The 19,354-nt window shown below is 59.9% G+C and carries 14 protein-coding genes and 1 pseudogene; 6 read left to right on the plus strand and 9 right to left on the minus strand.

Features of this window, described 5'->3' with window-relative positions; translation table 11 throughout:
• The first annotated feature begins 163 nt into the window (after positions 1-163).
• The gene (locus tag LIS66_RS21430) at positions 164-5,290 is read left to right on the plus strand and encodes a dermonecrotic toxin domain-containing protein (RefSeq protein ID WP_227972998.1); all 5,127 of its coding nucleotides are present in this window, start codon (positions 164-166) and stop codon (positions 5,288-5,290) included.
• Here LIS66_RS21430 and LIS66_RS21435 read toward each other — a convergent pair.
• The 6 genes from LIS66_RS21435 to LIS66_RS21460 all read right to left on the minus strand — a co-directional run bounded on the left by LIS66_RS21435 (position 5,287) and on the right by LIS66_RS21460 (position 11,113).
• Positions 5,287-5,442: a hypothetical protein gene (locus LIS66_RS21435; RefSeq protein ID WP_227972999.1), complete on the minus strand. Its 156-nt coding sequence runs from the start codon at positions 5,440-5,442 to the stop codon at positions 5,287-5,289. The two genes, LIS66_RS21430 and LIS66_RS21435, sit on opposite strands and share 4 nt — an antisense overlap.
• A 5-nt stretch (positions 5,443-5,447) precedes the next feature.
• Entirely contained in the window at positions 5,448-5,951 is a 504-nt protein-coding gene (locus tag LIS66_RS21440; RefSeq protein WP_173867354.1) for a CS1 type fimbrial major subunit, read from the minus strand.
• A 33-nt stretch (positions 5,952-5,984) separates the two neighbouring features.
• Complete coding sequence (locus tag LIS66_RS21445; protein ID WP_042608302.1) at positions 5,985-6,728, minus strand: pilus assembly protein; 744 nt, start codon at positions 6,726-6,728, stop codon at positions 5,985-5,987.
• Positions 6,729-6,772: 44 nt separating this feature from the next.
• Positions 6,773-7,984: a hypothetical protein gene (locus tag LIS66_RS21450; protein ID WP_227973000.1), complete on the minus strand. Its 1,212-nt coding sequence runs from the start codon at positions 7,982-7,984 to the stop codon at positions 6,773-6,775.
• Between the two features lie 4 nt (positions 7,985-7,988).
• Positions 7,989-10,511 (minus strand): CS1-pili formation C-terminal domain-containing protein, encoded by a 2,523-nt coding sequence (locus LIS66_RS21455; RefSeq protein ID WP_227973001.1) that lies wholly within the window; start codon positions 10,509-10,511, stop codon positions 7,989-7,991.
• A 113-nt stretch (positions 10,512-10,624) separates the two neighbouring features.
• A complete protein-coding gene (locus LIS66_RS21460) occupies positions 10,625-11,113 on the minus strand; it encodes a CS1 type fimbrial major subunit (RefSeq protein ID WP_042608305.1) in 489 nt (162 codons plus the stop codon).
• Between the two features lie 499 nt (positions 11,114-11,612).
• Here LIS66_RS21460 and LIS66_RS21465 point away from each other — a divergent pair, with 499 nt between their 5' ends.
• Both LIS66_RS21465 and LIS66_RS21470 read left to right on the plus strand, forming a co-directional pair.
• Positions 11,613-12,188, plus strand: coding sequence for a PadR family transcriptional regulator (locus tag LIS66_RS21465; protein WP_042608306.1), 576 nt, complete (start codon positions 11,613-11,615; stop codon positions 12,186-12,188).
• Complete coding sequence (locus LIS66_RS21470) at positions 12,185-12,970, plus strand: siderophore-interacting protein (RefSeq protein WP_227973002.1); 786 nt, start codon at positions 12,185-12,187, stop codon at positions 12,968-12,970. Before LIS66_RS21465 ends, LIS66_RS21470 begins: the two co-directional genes overlap by 4 nt.
• A gap of 93 nt (positions 12,971-13,063) precedes the next feature.
• Here LIS66_RS21470 and LIS66_RS21475 read toward each other — a convergent pair whose 3' ends face one another.
• On the minus strand, positions 13,064-13,696 hold the full coding sequence (locus LIS66_RS21475; RefSeq protein WP_227973003.1) for a Pr6Pr family membrane protein: 633 nt from the start codon (positions 13,694-13,696) through the stop codon (positions 13,064-13,066).
• A gap of 1 nt (position 13,697) precedes the next feature.
• A complete protein-coding gene (locus LIS66_RS21480; protein WP_227973004.1) occupies positions 13,698-13,928 on the minus strand; it encodes a VF530 family DNA-binding protein in 231 nt (76 codons plus the stop codon).
• A gap of 300 nt (positions 13,929-14,228) precedes the next feature.
• On the opposite strand from LIS66_RS21480, the gene LIS66_RS21485 reads away from it, so the two are divergent.
• From LIS66_RS21485 to LIS66_RS28050, 3 genes and pseudogenes are all read left to right on the plus strand, one after another.
• A complete protein-coding gene (locus tag LIS66_RS21485) occupies positions 14,229-15,590 on the plus strand; it encodes a carbohydrate porin (RefSeq protein WP_227973005.1) in 1,362 nt (453 codons plus the stop codon).
• 218 nt (positions 15,591-15,808) lie between these two features.
• Positions 15,809-18,217, plus strand: coding sequence for a glucose/quinate/shikimate family membrane-bound PQQ-dependent dehydrogenase (locus LIS66_RS21490; RefSeq protein ID WP_227973006.1), 2,409 nt, complete (start codon positions 15,809-15,811; stop codon positions 18,215-18,217).
• A gap of 178 nt (positions 18,218-18,395) precedes the next feature.
• Positions 18,396-18,533 (plus strand): annotated as a pseudogene (locus LIS66_RS28050) (DUF6124 family protein); the annotation flags it as partial.
• Positions 18,534-18,569: 36 nt separating this feature from the next.
• Here the strand turns inward: LIS66_RS28050 and LIS66_RS21495 are convergent.
• Positions 18,570-18,758 (minus strand): hypothetical protein, encoded by a 189-nt coding sequence (locus tag LIS66_RS21495; protein WP_227973007.1) that lies wholly within the window; start codon positions 18,756-18,758, stop codon positions 18,570-18,572.
• Positions 18,759-19,354: the final 596 nt, after the last annotated feature.

Here is a 19,354-nt window from a genome sequence, read left to right on the forward strand (position 1 = left end):
GTGACGATTCTTCGCTTCGGTGGGTGGTAACCCTGCATTTTTCAGATTCGAATTCCTGTCGGGTTGCTGACCCGCGGCGAGGTTTGCCTCCCGATCTTTGAACTTTTGTTTTGCCCGGCCCTGAGTAGGCTGATCATTCCTCCACAATCAAGGATGATTGGCCATGTCTCTCTCCCCCCAGCCTGCGGTCAACGCGGACAAAGGACGGCACTACGAATTCATCAAGTCCGCCGTCAACGACAATTTCAAAACCGCCACCGTCAGCCGGGGCCTCGCCTTGGCAGCCTCGCCACTGAAGATTCAATCCTGGTACACCACCGCGCCCGCTCCTTACCTGCTCAGACTCGCGATTGCCAATCTCAAGGCCTGGGGCTCGCAGAACCGGGTGGATCATTTGCTGGCGAAAACCGATCTGCATGCCTTCGCCGAGCCGCTGCTGAAGGCAAGCATCAAGGAGCGACACGGCATCGAGCCGGACGTCAAACGCACCTTTCTGCGCCTTTACCTGCCCAAGGACAAACCGTGGTACGCCATCGATGTTTCCAAGGGCGTCGTGACCCGCACCGTCTCGCTACTGGACGCCGCCCTGCACAACTTCGCCAGCAGTGAAACGGTCGGTGACGGCTCGGACTACATCAGCCAACCCGACGCGCGAGGCTTGTTCGATGTCCTGCCGATCAAAGGTGCCATGCCCATTAGCCAGTTCCAGACGCTGTGCCGCGAGCTGGATATCGGCGCGCAGTATAAAAAACACCTGGAGAGCTACCTGCTGCCCGGCGAGCCTCTGGCCGAAGCCGTGCTGCAACACAAGGTGAGCGAGAGTCAGAAAGACGCCCTCGCCGTCGCCGCACACCTGGCGCTGATCAAGGAAGACATCCAGTACGACACCTACAAAATGCTGTTGAGCCTGGCCGAAGGCAGTCCGCAACTGCTGCTCAACGGCCGCGCAATGCAGTGCTCTGACCTGTCGCTGCTCGGCAACCGGCTGACCGGCGTGCTGGTATTGACCCACGCCGTGACGGACAAGCGTGGCATCCGACGCCTGATCGTTTACGTCCCCCACGACCCGGATCACCCGCTCAAGGAGTACGACTCTTTGAAAGCCTTCCGCGATGAACTGACGCGTCAGCTTCGCGACGACCGGCTCAGCGAATCAACCGGACAGACCTATCGCCAGTTCTTCAGCCAGTTCGTCGATCAGCAGCAGCGCGGGCACTTCTTTGCCGAGCTCGAGCAACGGCTGTTCATCGTCAGGTACCACGCGAGTGAGGCCCCGTCCGACCCGCTGCCGCCGTGGCACAAGGTGGCGGTAGAGAATCCCAATCTGCGCTTCGCTCGGGTGAAATTGCAGGGCGATTACTGGCGCCACGCCTATCAGCAAAAACTCGACAAGATTCTCAATGACGCCCGGGAAATCGCCGTTTCCACCGCGGATACCGACAGCAAGGCGCGCTGGGCGTGGTGGGACAACTTCAAGAAAATTCTCTCGGACATTTTCAATGTCGCGCTGTTGATCGCCACCCCATTCGTGCCGGGGCTGGGCGAATTGATGATGGCCTACACCGCTTACCAACTGACCAGCGACGTCATCGAAGGCATCGTCGATCTGGCCGAAGGCCTTTGGCAGGAAGCCGCCGGGCATGTCATCAGCGTGGTCACCGACATCATTCAATTGGCCGCCTTCACCGCCGGCGCACAGATCGGCGAAGCGTTTCGCGTGAAGCTGTCACCGCTGGTGGACGGCATGAAACCGGTCAGGCTGCCCGATGGCAAAGCGAGTTTATGGCACCCGGACCTGAGCCCCTACGAACGCAACGAACTGATGCTCCCTCCAGACGCCAGACCCGACCGCCATGGCCTGCATCAGTACGGCGACGAAACCGTCCTGCCACTGGAGGGCAAGCTGTACTGTGTCGAAAAACCCTCGCCGCCAGCCACGTCCAACACCCACCGCATCAAACACCCGCGCCGCGCCAACGCCTACCAACCAAAGATCGAACACAACGGCCACGGTGCCTGGCGGCATGAACTGGAAACCCCGCAAGACTGGTCGAACGAAACGTTGATGCGGCGTCTGGGCCACAGCGTCGAACGCTTTTCGCCCACGCAACTGGAGCAGGTGCGCATCAGCAGCGGCACCGATCACAGCGCGCTGCGCCAGATGCATATCGACAACAGTCCGCCGCCACCGCTGCTGGCCGACGCGGTCAAACGCTTCAGCGCTTACGACGACGCAGTCACGGCGAGTGCCGACATCCGTGGCGGTCGGCCGATCGACCCTCAAGCGGTCTGGCTGGAACCGCTGTTGACCGCGTTGCCCGGCTGGCCTGACGGCAAAGCGCTGGAGGTGTTCGCCGATGCCAGTCTGAGCGGTCATTCGCGCAAGTACGGCGACCCGCAGGCTGCACCGGCCGATACCTTGAGCATCAGCCTCGGCGATCTGAACGCCGGCCGGTTGCCGGATCGGCTGGCGGACTTCCTCACCGACAGAGAATTCCATAATCTCCTGGGGCACGAGGTTGCCCGTGCCGATCGTGCGAGCGCCTTGCGCAATCGACTGGCGGATGCCGTGGATGAGCGCCGTGGCGCCGTTTCTCGCCATGTCTATCGAGCCTTGGAAAGACCCGACAAAGCCGACATCAGAATCGTCAGACAGACTTTCCCGGAGCTGCCATTGCCGCTGGCCGAGAAGCTCCTGGCCCAGGCCAGATCCACCGAACTGCAAAGAATCGCCGACGAACAACGCCTGCCGTTACGCCTCAAGACTCAGGCTCGGGAACTGGATTTCGAAGCCAGCGCGGCCCGCGCCTACGATGGTTTTTATCACGACGAACTGATGACGGCCGACACCGAACGCCTGGCCCTCAACACCCTCAGGCTCAATACCGACACCTTCGCCGATCTGCGCCTGGAAGTCCTCGATGGCAGCTACGACGGGACATTGCGCTGCAGTGTCGGGCCGGATGACGCAAGCACCGTCCGACGCCTGATCCGCGACGAACACGGCCGCTACGAAGTACTCGACGTGCACAATAAAAAACTGCATGACGCCGATGATTTCCATGAGTCGATTCTGCATGCCGTGCCCGCCGAAACACTGCCTGCCGTGGGTTATCAACGCGGTCAGGGACGCCCGCTGAAACTGTGGATCATGGAACAGGCCGAGCCCCCCGCGCAGCGCCGAACCGCACTGGCCGAGCCGCCCATCCGGCCTGAGGCGACGATTGAAACCGAAACGCTGGTACGCGGTTTGTCCCGGTTCTTTGGGAGCCGGACGCCAGATCAACGCATCGAGCAGCTTTACCCGACAATGAATGCACGTGCGAGAAACGCGTTCATTGAAACCCTGACGCGCCAGAGCAAAGGCAACACCCTCGATGCCATCGCAAAGCTGGAAAACGAGCGCAAGGATTTGCACAAGGCATTACAGGCGTGGCGTGACGATCACCCCATCGGCATGGATGACGCGGGAGAACCGGGCTACGGCGCCTCCAGGGATTACATGCAGACCGGCGGCAATCACATCGAACAACGGATGATTGAATGCTTCCAACGCCAGAGCGATCTTTTCGACGAACCCGACATCCATCCCGAGCAAGGCTACACGCTGGACCTCACCACCGAGTTCGGCGGCAAGGATCTCGAACGCTGGTGGAAGGATTTGCGCCAGCGCCCCGACATGAACAAGCACATCGACAAGATCACCGCACTGAGGATCAACAAAACCTCACTCTCGGCAGATCCGGATGGATTGCTCGGCAGTTTCCCCCATCTGCGCCGATTGAACGCCCGCCAATGCGAACTGAAAGAAATCCCGTCCAGCATCGGCCAGATGCGTCAACTCGAGGATCTGGATCTGGCCGACAACCTCATCCGCCTCACACCGCGATCCAGCGAACGGCTCAAGGGACTGGTGCGGCTGCGCTCGCTGAACCTGAACGGCAATCCACTGCGCACGCCACCCGATGTCGGCCGCATGTATCGGCTGGAGGAGCTGAGTCTGGCCAAAACCGATATCCACACCTGGCCCGAAGGGCTGTTCAAGGTGGGCAGCATCAACCGACACCGCCCACGGGGGTTCATGCTCGACATGCGCAAGGCGCCGATCGACACCTTGCCCGAGGTCACGCCCGGGTCCGATCAGGCCTTCGTCCTGAGTCGGGCACGGTTTGATACGGAAAAACTGACCAATGAAGAGCGGGTCCGCTATCAACACTATCGCAGCTCCTCAGGCCTGGGTTATGTGATCGATTATCCAGAGGCATCCAGCACCGAACTCAGCCATTGGCAAGAGCCCTTCGATGAGCCTGAGCATTACAGCCCGTCCGTGGCGTTCAGAAAATATCGCGAAGAATCCTGGTTCGACCTGATGGCCGAGCCCGACTCGGCCGGTTTTTTCAGCGTGATTGCCAAGCAAGGAGAAAGCGCGGATTACCGGACGAATCCCGCACGAAAAAAGCTGACCAGACGCGTCTGGGAAATGGTCGAAGCCGCAACGCTGGACTCGGAACTGCGCGAAAAACTGTTCAGACAGATTGTCTCCCCTGACGACTGTGGCGACCTCGGTGCGCAACTGTTCAACTCCCTCGGAATGAAGGTGCTGGTGTCCAGAGCCTATGCAGAACAGACATCCGCCAAGGTGCTGGACAACAAACTCGTGCGCCTGGCGCGCAGTGCTGCGCGGCTGGATCTGGTGCGCGACGAAGCCCGCGTGGAATACAGCCGTCAGGCACAACAGAACCTCATCGATCCGGGCAACCCGCCCCCGGACGAAGTGGAAATCCATCTGGCGTTCGAGAAAGGGCTGGCAGAACGACTGGAACTGCCCTGGCAGTCCGAAGCGATGCTTTATGAGGAGCGTTCCGGCGTAACAAAAGATGAAATCGAAACGGCGTACAGGATGATCATGAAGCGGGAACAGGGCGACGGCCTGGTCAATGCAATGATCGATCTCTCTTCAGACAATTTCTGGGAGCGTCACTTGCGCAAAACCCACCCGACCCAGTACGAACGCAATGATCGTCTCTTTGAGGACAGACTCGAATGGCTTGATGAATTGCGCACGGCACAGGCGCAATGGGCCACCCTCACTGATCGAACGCAGTTCAATGCATTGACGCGAAAACTGGAAGCCCTCGCGACCCGGCTTGGCATCCCCCACGCCGAGATATTCACCGACGAACCCATGAGCCAGCGCCGCTACAACAGGCTGCTCGATGACCTCGGCTACCAGCGCAAGGAGCTGTCCCGACAACTGACCCGTGAGGCGATGAGACTGGCGGGCCTTTAACGGCAGGCTTGCAACCCGGCCAGCCCCGACAAGGACTGGCCGGACGGCACGCTGCCGACAATCGGCGCCAGCACAGGACCGCTCCATGTTCGCCCGATGCGACAGCGTTTTTCCGCTGCGGCATAAACCGGCGCACACGGATAGCTGTGCATATCGATCACTGCGCACCCGGCGCTCTGGCGTTGAACATCAGCACCACATTGCCGTAATAATCCCCGGAACGATAACCACCCTCCGGTTCGATCGGGTCGATCTTCAACGCCACGCGCTTGCCCCCGGCCGCTTCCTCCTCGGACAAGACCTGGCGCGGGGTGACGTGCGAACTCAGTTCGACATCGTTGAAAGAGACCCGCAGATCGATCACTTCACCGGGACGGCCGTTCTCCAGATAGGAGTCGTAGGCAAGCCGCGCCTCAATCGCGCTGCTGTCGTGGCGCACATCGAAATTGCGCATCAGCCCACTGAGGGTCGCGCGCTGGTAATCCCACTCAAGCCGCTGCGGCCGGTGAATCCAGTCCGGTTCCGCCGGAATGATGTAGAACGGCCGGCTGGGAATGGTCAGGGACACTTCGAACGTGTGCTCTTCGCGCGCGGCCCACGCCCCGACGCCGCTCAGCGCAGTGGCGGCCAGCAGCGCGGCGGCGGTGCATTGCTTGATCATGTTGGTTACCCGATGCGTCAATGGAAAACAAACCTAGCGACTGGCGATCTTCACGGTTTTCTTCTCGCTGCCTTCGATCAGGAAGAAGCTGTACTGACGGCCTTTCTCCTTGTCGAACGCAAAGCTCTTCCCTGCCAGCACATGGTGTTTGGTGGTCGCACCACAGTCGTTTTCCTTGCTCAGCGAACAGCTTTTGAACTCGTCGACAATCAGCACGGTGTTGCCGTCGTTGCGCAGTTCATAGCGGCTGTCGGTGTCATTGATGACGGTGGCAAAACGCGCGTCTTTGGGCCGCACGAAGAAGATCGTGCCGAACCCGGTCATCACGTTGACCCCGGCGGAAAGCGAGTTTTTGTAGTCTTCGCGCTCTTCGCTGCTGACCACGAACTCGTCTTCCTTTTCCGGCACCACCGGAACGAAGCGCACGCGGAAATAGCGTTCGCGATCCCGCTCGCCCATGTACAGCAGACGCGTGCCCTGCATGCCCTGCGCCGGCACGATCAGCCGCGCCGGACTGGCCATCACACCGTTGCGTGAAGCGCCGTCAGCTGCGTTTTGCACAGGCACTTCCTGCGGCAGGCCATCGGCGCCGTAGATGATCTCCAGTACGTTGATCTTGACGAACGCGGTGGCGTCGCCACTGTTGAACACCCGTTTCAGATAGGTGCTTTTATCGGCGTCGAGATAATCATAGACAGTGCCGACATTGATCTGCGGCCCGGCCTGCGCCGTCAGGCAACACACACTGAGCACGCCCAGCAGAAAACCACGTTTCATCGCGTTCAACTCCATGAAAATCGAAAAAGGCCGGACTGCAGTGCTCACACATCCGAGTCCCAGATAATGGTGATGTTGCCGCGCAGCCGGTCGTTCTTGCCGGGGCGCAGGAGAAAATCGATCGCCGCCGGTTCCAGCTCGAAATGCAGCGCACCGGGTTTGCGATCCACATAGATGCCCGGCTGGAACGGACCGACCCAGTTGTCGAAGTGCAAGGGAATTCGGTCAACGTCACCACCAGGGCCAGTGATGCCCGTGGGCAGGCTCATGGACACCTTGACCGGAACGCTATCGCCCAAGGGGCTGCCGAGGCTGCAGTACGGTCCGCCCATGGAATTGCACAGCATCATCACCTTGAAGCGCGACGACGCAGAGAGGTAGAAAGGTTGATCGCGGAAAATCCTTCTCGGCTTGCGCCCGCTGTCGAGCCACGGCGCCCAGCCGCCTTCAGGCTCCAGCGAGACCTTATTACCACCCGGTGGCAGATCGACTTTGAGGGTGTGCTGTACGTCCAGCACAAAGTCGAGGGTCAGACTATCGTCGTCCGGCTGCATCAACGGCCCGAAATCAAAGTCCGCCCCACTCCCAAGCCTGTAAGTAAGGGAGCCGGTATAGATGCCTGATGACATACCCAGCGGATTGGGGGTACGCAATTCGTAGGCAAAATCAAGGGTGTCGAAATAAATGGACGGGATGGGATAAGCATTCCTTTTAGTGCAGAACGCTTCCACCGGTGTCTTCCAGAAAAACCGGTAATGCTCAGGACCATAAGGTGCATTACCGCTGAACAGGCAAGGAGCAGGCGCATATACCCAACTACTGTTGGTCCAGAGTTTTTGATGCCCCTCAAGTACGTCACTTACCCCAACCAATTCATAAGCCGGTTGACTCAAAACATATTTGGAGCCAACACCGGTGATACGTACCTCAACGGTTTCCGCTTCCTGAGTGTCAGCATTGACGACCGTCAATCGTCGCCAGTTGGCGGGGGCTTTTATCGGAATGACCTCCCCTTGATAGAGCGCGCGCGTGCCATTGAACCGAATGGGCAGTTGAATGCTGAACATCGAGTTCGCCGTGCACTGGTCCGGATAGCTCGCGCAGTAACCACTGTTCGGTGTCTGGTTAATGAAGACGTTCTTGCTAGGCTGCGAGGGATCGGGGCGAAACAATGCACGTATTTCCTGACCGGCTGCCAGTGCGCTGGGCATGGCCAGCGCCAACGCCAGACCGACACCCGTTGTAATGCTATTCATTGCTTCATCCCGCCTTTTGACTAGTGAACGTTGCATCTGCCAGCGTGTCCGGCGTGCAGCGCAGATCACCGATCATCAACACGTTGTTTTCGCTGCGATGGCTGCCGGCATCGAGGCGGAACTGGCACAGCAACTGGTTGCCCTGACGCACTTCCAGGGTCGGTGAGCCGGCGTTCATTTCCATCGAGAAGAACCCGTCGACTTCGGTCACGCCACGGCTGGCGTGGTTGATCACGTGGTGGCCCTTGAGCGGACGCCCTTGCCCGTCCACCAGCCGGCCGAGCACGGTCAGGGTTTTCATCACGCGGATCTTGCGGTACTCGACGCCGCCCTTGTTCAGGTGATAACGCGTACGCGCCGGTTGGATGGTGGCGGCCGGCACTGTGTTGCCTTCGAAATCGAAACTCACCGAGCTGTTCTGATACGCCGTGATCGGAATGAAATTGCGCCCTGGCTTCAACGCCGCCCCGCCACCGCTGTAATCGTCGGCACGCAGGACGATGTCCTCGATGTCCGACTCCACATCCACGATCATCCCGGCACCGCGCACTTCGCTCTGGCTGGTCATGAGCATCTGCTCGCCGCCCACCACCAGCGTGCTGTCGACGTTGAGGCCGCCGGTGAAGTTGCCGTTATAAGAGGAGCGCTGGATGAAACCGTCGCCGTTGACCGAATCGGTGCGGAAGTTCGCCAGGCTGGCGACACCTATGCCATAGGTGTCGGTGAGCGCCGTGAGCGAGACGTTTTGCAGCACGTGGTCCTTGAAGTCCCGACGCCAGCCGAGCGAGGCGTTGTTGTCACGCGTGCCGTCGCGGGCGGTGCGCGAACCGATGCTGCCGGTGATCTGCTGGCCGGGTGCGCCGAGGGCCATGTTGATGCTCAGGTCGACCCCGCGATTGCGCGCATCGCCGCTGCTGAAACTGCCCGGCCGATCGAAAACCGACAGGCGCCAACTGGCATCGCTGCCAAGCACCAGGGTGCGCTGGGTCCAGCCCAGATCGAGGCCCATGCCTTCGACATTGCCCTCGCTGTGCGAGACCCGCGCGTTGACCGAGCTCTTGCTGCTGAGGCGATGGTTGAGCGCCAGCGACGAATTGCTGGTCTGGCCGATAAACACATTGCGCGGACGTACCCGGGTGCCATCGGGCAGCGTGTCGTAGGTGTTGGTGGTGTCGAGCCAACTGCGGTTGTGGCTGACAACAATGCTGCCGGCGCCATAGTTGTACAGGCTCTGCAGGTCGAGACCGGTGCCGTAGTCCTCGGTCTTGTAGACGTTGGCATACACGCTGATGTGATTGGCCAGCGTCCAGTCGATCGACGTGCCGTACTGCAGCTTTTCCCGGATCTGCCGCGCCGAAGCGCCGACAATCACCCGTGGATGCAACAGATAGTTCACCGCCGCACCGGCGGTGGGACTGCCGCTCGCTTGCGTGTCCCAGTTGCTCAGCAGTTTGCTTTCTTCACCGGCAAACACGTTGTAGCGCCAGCGTTCGTCAAGGTTGCGCCAGTTGTTGGGCTTGTACACCAACTCCTGGGTGGTGGAGGTGATCTGGCCGTCTTCGACCAGCCGCACTTCCACCTCATAGATGCCGCCGGGCAGCGGTCGCGTGTCGAGGGTCTGCAGACCGGCCGGCACCGATTGCGTATTGATCAGCAAACCGTCACGCCAGATCTCCACGGAACCCTGGCGGTTGGCGGTCACGTAGATCGGGTAGACGCTGGGCATCGGACTGTTGATCGCCAGGCTGTCGGAGCTGCCGTACATGACGCCGACCGCCGTGTCGGGACTTGTGCCGAACGTGCGCGGCTGGCGCGTCAGGCCTTCGGAATTGGGGGTGAAATAGCCCACGCGAAAGAAACTGCCTTGCAGTTCGCGCTGGGTGTGCAGCTCGTGGACGGCGTGATAAAGCTTGTCGTCAGGGCCGCCGAGCCGGGCCATTTGCAGGTTGAGCGTCTGGCTCCAGTTGCCCAGGCTGGCACTGGCTTCAAGGCCAAAGCGCCCGCCGAGGTCCTGATCCTGGCCACCATTGAGGTTGAGCTGGTTGCGCACCATCAGGCCGCTGCTGCCGCCGCTCGGCTGCTCGTAATAGCGCTTGGCTTCAACGTCGCGCTCGGCGTTTTCGGTGACGATCGAGACCAGTGAGTTTTCCAGGTTGTAATGCACGGCCAGAAACTGCTCCGGGCACGAACCGCTGCACGCGCCCAGGGGCACGCCGGGCTTGAGGAAGCTTGCCCATTTTTCCCGCTCGGCGGGGCCGAAACGGTTTTCGCTGGTGTCGGTGAATTCGAGAAGCGTGATGCGATCATCGCGGGACAACACCACCATGGCCTCACCCAGCGGCTGCTGGTCGACTTCGACCCGCACCGCCAGCGGCACATCAAAGAAATGCTCCTCGAAATCCGCCGGCAAGCCTTTGGCCTGTGCCAACAGACTACGTGGCGTGGTACCGGCGGTGTTGGATGCGACGGCTGCGCTGGCACAAAACAACAGCGCAAGCGCAGCCGCGATGGGGGTCATCGGGAACATGAACTCGTACTCTGATTGACTGACTATGAAAGTCCGTCGGGGCAAACATCACTGCCTGCCCCGTCGGTTGACGCCGCTCGTGAAAAGCGAGCGTTTTGAATCCGGTCAGTCGATCAGTTGCCGCCAACCGGTGGCACGGCGTCGAAGATCATCGCCACGGAACCGGTGTAGTCACCCGGCTCGAAGTTGCTGCCCTTGGCGGAGATTTTCAGCGGTGCGCGATAGTTGACATCGGACTCGGCTTCACCAACGACCAGTTGTGGAGTCAGGGTCAGTTCCTTGTTGTTGAGCATCACTTGCAGTTCGATCGAAGTGCTGCCCGCGACCAGTTTCGGCAAGCTTTCGAGGCTGGCGTGAACCGAACCGTTGTTGTTGCGCACGTCGAAGAAACCGTTAACTTCGGCCATCTTGCCGGTGGTCGGCTGGTAGCTCATGTCCTGGTCCTTGTTGACCAGATCAGGATCGGTCGGCACCACGTAGAAACCGTTGGTTGGCACGTGAGCGACGAGGCTGATGGAGTGCGAGGCTTCGCCCGCCGCGAAGGCGGTGGAGGTCATTGCCAGAAGAGCCAGTGGGGCAGCGATTGCGAATTTCTTGAGCATCGTTCAGTACCTGTTTGCTGTATATAAGGGGTTGTCATCGAAAGTTCATAAACCCTTGCCCCAGCAACTGCCGGATCAACTTGAACTTTCAACGGTGGGCATCATCGGCTGTTGACTCTGGAATGTAAGCAGGCAACTTCCGACAAACGCGTAGTTAAACAACTCCGCACCCCGCCAGAAAAAAGAACGAAAAACAGATACTTGCGATATTCGCTGTAAGTTACGCCCTACACACAGTTTATCGGGAAAAACCATACAGCAACTTGGGCGCTTTAACTCGGCAACTTCCGAGGAATTAGAATATATACTCGAGTGCAACTAGAGCGTTAACTTTAACTTTTTGGTCACGGCTTATCTTCCACGTCGAAAAACATTCATCGGCGTTTTTCAAGCTGCGACCACTCGTCCGGCCAGGCCAATCCGGAGCCAGAAACGGCTTGCACGGACCTTAAGATATATCTTAAGTTGTATCTAAATACGACGAGAGAGAAAGCGAAAAATGAGAGACCATCATTCCCCCCACCGCGAACACGGTGATGGCCGCGACGGCTTCGAGAAGCGCCCCGGTCGCGAACGCGGTGGCCGTGGCCCGCGTGTTTTTGCCCCCGGTGATTTGAAGTTGCTGCTGTTGGCGTTGATCGCCGAACAGCCGTGCCATGGCTACGACCTGATCCGCCAGATCGAAGGCATGTTCGACGGCGCCTACAGCCCCAGCCCCGGGGTGATCTACCCGACCCTGACGTTTCTGGAAGAGAGCGACCTGATCGTCGGCGATGCCGAGGCCGGCAAAAAGCGTTACAGCGTGACCGACGCCGGTCGTCTGTCTTTGAGTGAACAAGCGGTGGCGCTCGACGGCGTTCGCATGCGCATCGACGTCAGCAAGCGCTCGCTGCGCGGCCATGACCGACCGCCGGAAATCCACGAAGCCGTGCACAACCTGCGTCATGCCCTGCAGTTGCACCATGGCCGCTGGAGCGCCGAGGAAATCCTGCGCGTGCGCGACCTGCTCAATGACACCGCCAAAGCCATCGTGGACGGCCCTGCCGTTCAACCTGCCCCGGAGAAAGCCGAATGACCGCAGTCGATACTCAAACCATCCACCGCGTAATGCATGAGATCAAACGGCGCAAACTTGAAGTTTTACGCGTCACCGACCTGACCCCGCGCATGCGCCGCATCACCCTCGGCGGGCCGGAGCTGGCCGGGTTCATCAGCCTGGGCACGGACGATCACGTCAAACTGCTGTTCCCGCAGAACGCCGAACAAGCCGCGGCGCTGGAGACCCTGCAGCTCGGCGCCGGCAAGGACAACGGCTCCATGCCCGAGATGCGCGACTACACGCCGCGCCGCTACGATCTGGAAAAATTGGAGCTGGACATCGATTTCGTCCTGCACGGCGACGGCCCTGCCTCGACCTGGGCCGAGCAGGCACAACCCGGGCAGTTCCTGCACATCGGCGGGCCGCGCGGCTCGATGATCGTGCCGGACATCTTCGACAGCTACCTGCTGATCGGCGACGAAACCGCCCTTCCCGCCATCGCCCGCCGCCTCGAAAACCTCGCGGCCAATCGCAAGGCGCTGGTGGTGATCGAAGTGGAAAACGGCGCCGAACAGCAAATGCTCGAAAGCGCGGCGCAGTTCAATGTGATCTGGGTACTGCGCGAAGGTGGCAAGGACAACCTGCTGACCACGGTCAGACAACTGCAGGTGCCCAAGGGCAATCTGTATGCATGGGTAGCAACGGAGACCAAGGTCTCACGGCAGATTCGCCGGGTGCTGATCGATGAGCATGGGCTGGATGAACAGTTCATCAAGGCTGTCGGCTACTGGCGCGCGGAAGGCTCGGAAGAAGAGTAATGCTCCCCTGTAGGAGTGAGCCTGCTCGCGATAGCGGTCTGACAGTCAATATCTCAGGTGACTGACACACCGCGATCGCGAGCAGGCTCACTCCTACATTGAACGGCGGCGATCCAGACCAATCACTAGCAACCCCACCAGCACAAACCCCACCAGTATCCCCCCGGCATTCGCCAGCACCTGTGGATAACCCAGCACCGCCACATCAATGAACGGATACGCATAGGCGCCGAGCAGGCGCCCGCGCAGCAGGGCATAGATGAAATACACCAGTGGGTAAATCAGCCACAGCGGCAAATGCCACAGGCGCAATGTGCCTTTGGGTACGCAGCACCACCAATAGCCGAGAAACAGCAGCGGCATGACGTCATGGAGCAATTCATCAGCGATGAACTGCCAGCCCTCGGGGTGCCACAAATGCCGCAACAGAATGCTGTAGGCCAGACCAACCACGGCGATACTTACCGCGATGCCACTACTGACCCACGGTTGCAGAAACCAGCGCCGCGCCGCGGATTCGCGCTCGCTCACGGCGCAGGTCAGCACCGTCGCCACCAGGGTGTTGGTCAATATGGTGAAGTAGCTGAAGAAACTCACCAGCCCGCCCAGCATGCTGGCGCCGATGCTCAATCGTGCGAAGAAGATCAGGTACAGCTGAATCGTCAATCCAGCCCAGCCCAGTGCGGCCAGGCAGGTGATCAGGCGTCGCCGCCTCGCGCTGTCCATCTCAGAGCGGTCGCTTGGTGCGCATCAGTTTCACGTACAGGCGCTGGACCTTCTCCCGCGCCCACGGGGTTTTACGCAGGAAGGTCAGGCTCGACTTGATGCTCGGATCGCTCTTGAAGCAACGGATGTCGATCCGCTCCGCCAGCCCCGACCACTCGTAGTGAGCGACCAGTGCATTGAGGATCTGTTCGAGGGTCACGCCATGCAGCGGATCGGGAGTCTGTTCGTTCATGCCGGGCCTTTGGGCAAAGTGGAATGCGTAAAGCCGCGCACCTTAGCCGAGGGGCTGGGCGGGTGGAAGGCCTTCCTGAAAATGTAGGCCAACCCGGAAAGATCGCAGGCTGTGACCCGACTCACAATGCGCCCGTTTGCCGCACTGTTACCGAATCCGAAACGCTGCATGTCTGCAAAAGACCTTTCTCAATTTGTTACAGATCATTATCCTGCCGCCCTTCCGCTGAAACGCTTCACTGCCTGCGACAATCTGAAGCGTTCGGCCTGCACCCGAAAAACATCAAAAAAAGACTTATTCATGGCTGATTTTTCCTCTTCCCGAGATAGCGCTATCTCCATTCTGCGCACCCTTGGCGGCTGCACCGCTCTTGGTTTTGCCACCTGCACCTTGGCAAACCCGGCCTTCGACAGTGAATCACCGTACATGCTCGGTGACTGGAACGGCACACGCACAGCACTCGCGGAAAAAGGCTACGCGTTCAAACTCGATTACACCGGCGAAATGGGCAGCAACCTGCACGGTGGCTACGACCACGATCGCACCGCGCGCTACAGCGACCAGTTCGGCCTCGGCACCCATCTGGATCTGCAGAAGATCCTCGGCTGGGACGATGCCGAATTTCAGTTGACCATCACCAAGCGCAGCGGCAACAACATCAGCAATGACCGCATCAACGACCCGCGCGTCGGCGGCTTCACCTCTGCCCAGGAAGTCTGGGGCCGTGGCCAGACCACGCGCCTGACGCAGATGTGGTACCAGCAGAAATTCTTCGATCAGGCGCTCGACATCAAGGTTGGCCGGTTCGGCGAGGGCGAAGATTTCAACAGCTTCCCCTGCGACTTCCAGAACCTGGCCTTCTGCGGCTCCCAGGTCGGCAACTGGGTCGGTGGCATCTGGTACAACTGGCCGGTCAGCCAATGGGCGCTGCGGGTCAAATATCACCTGACGCCGGAGCTGTACGCGCAGGTCGGCGCTTACGAGCAGAACCCGTCGAACCTCGATCGCGGCAACGGTTTCAAACTCAGCGGCAGCGGCACCCAGGGTGCGATCCTGCCGGTCGAACTGGTGTGGACGCCGAAGCTCAACGGCCTGCCGGGCGAATACCGCGCCGGTTATTACTACAGCAACGCCAAGGCCTCGGATGTCTATAAAGATCGCAATGACCAGCCGGCAGCGCTGAGCGGCGAAGCCTACCGTAGCGCGTCGAGCAAGCACGGCGTGTGGCTGGGCCTGCAACAGCAAGTCACCAGTGTCGCCAGCGACAACAGCCGTGGTTTGAGTCTGTTCGCCAACGCGACGATGCACGACAAGAAAACCAATGCCATCGACAACTACGTGCAGGCCGGCCTGACCTACAAGGGTCCATTCGACGCCCGCGCCAAAGACGACATCGGTTTCGCCCTGGCCCGCGTCCACGTCAACCCGGCCTATCGCAAGAACGCCGAAATGACTAACCGCGCCAACGCCATCTACGACTACGACAACCCAGGTTTTCTGCCACCGCAGGACACCGAGTACAGCGCCGAGTTGTATTACGGCGTGCACGTCACCAACTGGCTGACCGTGCGCCCGAACCTGCAATACATCCGCCACCCCGGTGGCGTGAACGACGTCGACGACGCCCTGATCGGCGGGATCAAGATCCAGTCGTCGTTCTAAAGATCTGCACAAAACCAATGTAGGAGTGAGCCTGCTCGCGAAGGCGTCGTGTCAGTCAGCACATCAGCCTTCTGACACACCGCTTTCGCGAGCAGGCTCGCTCCCACAAATGGGAATTGATTAGCTGGATAAGTTTTTATCTGAACCATGCCTGCGCCAAATCGTCATCTAAAGTGACTACAGCGCGGGACTACATAAACGTCACGGAGAATCACACTATGAGCACCGAAAGTGCTTCGAGTCGGGGCCGTCTGCTACCGGGCCTGCTCGGCATTCTGCTTCTACTGATGGGCCTGGCCATGCTGGCCGGGGGAGTCAAGCTGAGCATGCTCGGCGGCTCGCTTTACTATCTGCTGGCCGGTATCGGCATCGCATTGACCGGCATCCTGCTGCTGATGCGCCGTCGTGCGGCGCTGGGCTTGTACGCCATCGTGCTGTTCGCCAGCACCGTGTGGGCGCTGTGGGAAGTTGGCCTGGACTGGTGGCAACTGGTGCCGCGCCTGGCAATGCTGTTCGCCCTCGGCCTGGTGATGTTGCTGCCGTGGTTCCGCCGCCCGCTGCTGCTCAACGGCCCTGCCCCGATGGGCACCGGCGCGCTGACCGTAGCCGTGGTACTGGCCGGCCTGACCGCTGTAGCCAGTCAGTTCACCAACCCTGGGGAAATCAAAGGCCAACTGGAGCGCGACAGCGTCGACGGTATGACCAACACCGCGCCGGCCATGCCCGACGGTGACTGGAACTCCTACGGCCGCAGCGCCCACGGTGATCGTTACTCGCCACTGGCGCAGATCACCCCGGCCAACGTGAGCAAACTGGTGCCGGCCTGGACCTACCGCACCGGCGACATCCCGGGGCCGAACGATCCGGGCGAAACCACCGCTGAAAATACCCCGCTGAAAGTCAACGGCATGCTCTACGTGTGCACGCCGCACAGCCAGGTGATTGCGCTGGATCCGGACAGCGGCAAGGAAATCTGGCGTTTCGATCCGAAGCTGAGCACACAGAACGCGGCCAACTTCAAAGGCTGGGCGCACATGACCTGCCGTGGCGTGAGCTATCACGACGACGCGGTCTATGCTTCCGAGCAGAGCCCGACCGGTTCGGCCAGCCCGGCCCCGGCCAGCGCCTGCCCGCGCCGCATCTTCCTGCCAACCGCTGACACCCGTCTGATCGCCCTGAACGCCGACACCGGCAAAATGTGCGAAGACTTCGGTGACAAGGGTCAGATCGACCTGTCTGCCAACATCGGCGGCTTCAACGCCGGCGGTTACTACTCCACTTCGCCACCTGCGGTCACCAAGGACCTGGTGGTGATTGGCGGTCACGTCACCGACAACGTTTCCACCGACGAGCCTAGCGGCGTGATCCGCGCGTTCGACGTACACACCGGCAAGCTGGTGTGGAACTGGGACAGCGGCAACCCGGACGACACCGCGCCGATTGCCGAAGGCAAGACCTACACGCGCAACTCGCCGAACATGTGGTCGATGTTTGCCGTCGACGAAAAACTCGGCATGCTCTACCTGCCGATGGGCAACCAGACCCCGGACCAGTTCGGTGGCATGCGTACACCTGAATCGGAACTGCACGCCGCGGGCCTGACTGCGCTGGATATCGCCACCGGCAAGGTGCGCTGGAACTTCCAGTTCACCCACCATGACCTGTGGGATATGGACGTCGGTGGTCAACCCACCGTGATGGACATCAAAACCGCTGACGGCGTCAAGCCAGCGGTATTGGCTTCGACCAAGCAGGGCAGCATCTACGTACTGGATCGCAGCACCGGCAAAGCCATCGTGCCGATCAACGAAATCCCGGTGCCGCAAGGCGCGGTGGAAGGCGACCACACTTCGCCGACCCAACCGAAGTCCGACCTCAACTTCATGCCGCCACCACTCAAAGAGCGCGACATGTGGGGCGTGACGCCATTCGACCAGATGCTCTGCCGGATCGACTTCAAATCCCTGCGTTATGACGGCCCGTTCACTCCGCCGTCGCTGCAAGGTTCGATCGTGTATCCAGGCAACTTCGGCGTGTTCGACTGGGGCGGCATTTCAGTCGATCCGGTGCGCCAGATCGCCTTCGTCAACCCGAGCTACATGGCGTTCCGTTCGAAACTGGTTCCAGCAGCAGAAGTTGCCGGCGGCCCGGGTCGCAAGAGCGAAACCGAAGGCGTGCAGCCTAACAAGGGCGCGCCATACGGCGTGATCCTCGAAGCGCTGCTGTCGCCAATGGGCCTGCCATGCCAGGCGCCAGCGTGGGGTTATGTGGCAGCGGTCGACCTGACCACCAGCAAAACCATCTGGATGCACAAAAACGGCACCGTGCGCGACAGCTCGCCGGTTCCGATCCCGCTGAGCATGGGCGTACCGAGCCTGGGCGGCACCTTCACCACCGCAGGTGGCGTGGCCTTCCTGAGCGGCACCCTCGACCAGTACCTGCGCGCCTACGACGTGAAAAACGGCAAGCAACTGTGGGAAGGCCGCCTGCCAGCCGGCGCGCAAACCACACCGATGACGTACACCGGCAAGGACGGCAAGCAATACGTGCTCGTCGTCGCCGGCGGTCACGGCTCGCTGGGCACCAAGCAGGGTGACTATGTGATTGCGTACAAACTGTCTGAATAAGCGTTAGCGAGCGGTAAAAAAAGGCGATGTCCCGTGAGGGACATCGCCTTTTTTGTGCATGAAATCTTGAAGCGGTTCACAAAACCTGTAGGAGTGAGCCTGCTCGCGATAGCGGTGTGTCAGACAGCAACTTTGGGCCTGACACACCGCTATCGCGAGCAGGCTCACTCCCACAATGGACAGTCCGCAGCGAGATACCATCCTGGCGATTCAGCAAGTGATCATGCGCGCCGAACTGGCCGTGAACCGCGTTCTGGATAACCACGAAATCCCCGCAAATAACTGCCAACCCACCTTGTGTAGGAGCAGCGTGTGACAGCTCCTACACAGGTCGAGCGTTAACCCGGCTGACTCAAAAAGCTTTCCCACCACTTTTCATCCGCTCCAATCGATCATTGATCAATTGCTCGGCCTGTTTGCGGGTCTCAAGCAAAAAACTCTCATCTGTCGCGTCATAGATCACCCGAAAATGCAGTCCCGGAGTGTCAGAAGAATATTCGCGAATGATGTAATCCTTGTATTTCGAATCTGTATAACTCACGGTTGATTCCTTGAAGTCGGAGATTGGCATTCATCCTGACGCCTAAGGGCGCCTGATTAATCTCGGGGCAACCGACAAATATGTCTACTGTCAGAAATTACAGGAGCTCAAGACCAGTTCGAAATAAACCGCAAACAATTCTGATCTATGAATTAACCGTTGAATTGAAGATGACTCTCGAGAGACATCGTCTTATCGTGCATGCTGTTTTCAGAGTCACCAAAGCTACCCTGTGAGAGTGAGTTTTCTCACGAAGGCGTCAGCACATTCAACATCTACGCTGCATGACACGTCGCTATCGCGAGCCGGCTCGCTCCTACACAAAACAAAAATCAAAATCAAAAGATCGCAGCCTTCGGCAGCTCCTACACACGATGAGCGTTAGCTCGAGTTCCGCTTTTGATCCTGGAGCCCGTCGGCAGGCTGAGCGGAGGGATGGATCCGGGCGTGGGAGCGCAGCGACCGTACGACGCAGTCGGACACAGCGAGTGTAGGTGCAGCGAAGCAAACCGGAGCCGCTGCGCCAGGATCGATCCCGTAGCGAAGGAACCCCGAGCCCCAGCGAGCGGGCCGAACGTCAGGGCGAAGACCTTTTG

This window comes from Pseudomonas sp. HN2, from assembly GCF_020736465.1.
Classification (GTDB): domain Bacteria; phylum Pseudomonadota; class Gammaproteobacteria; order Pseudomonadales; family Pseudomonadaceae; genus Aquipseudomonas; species Aquipseudomonas moraviensis_A.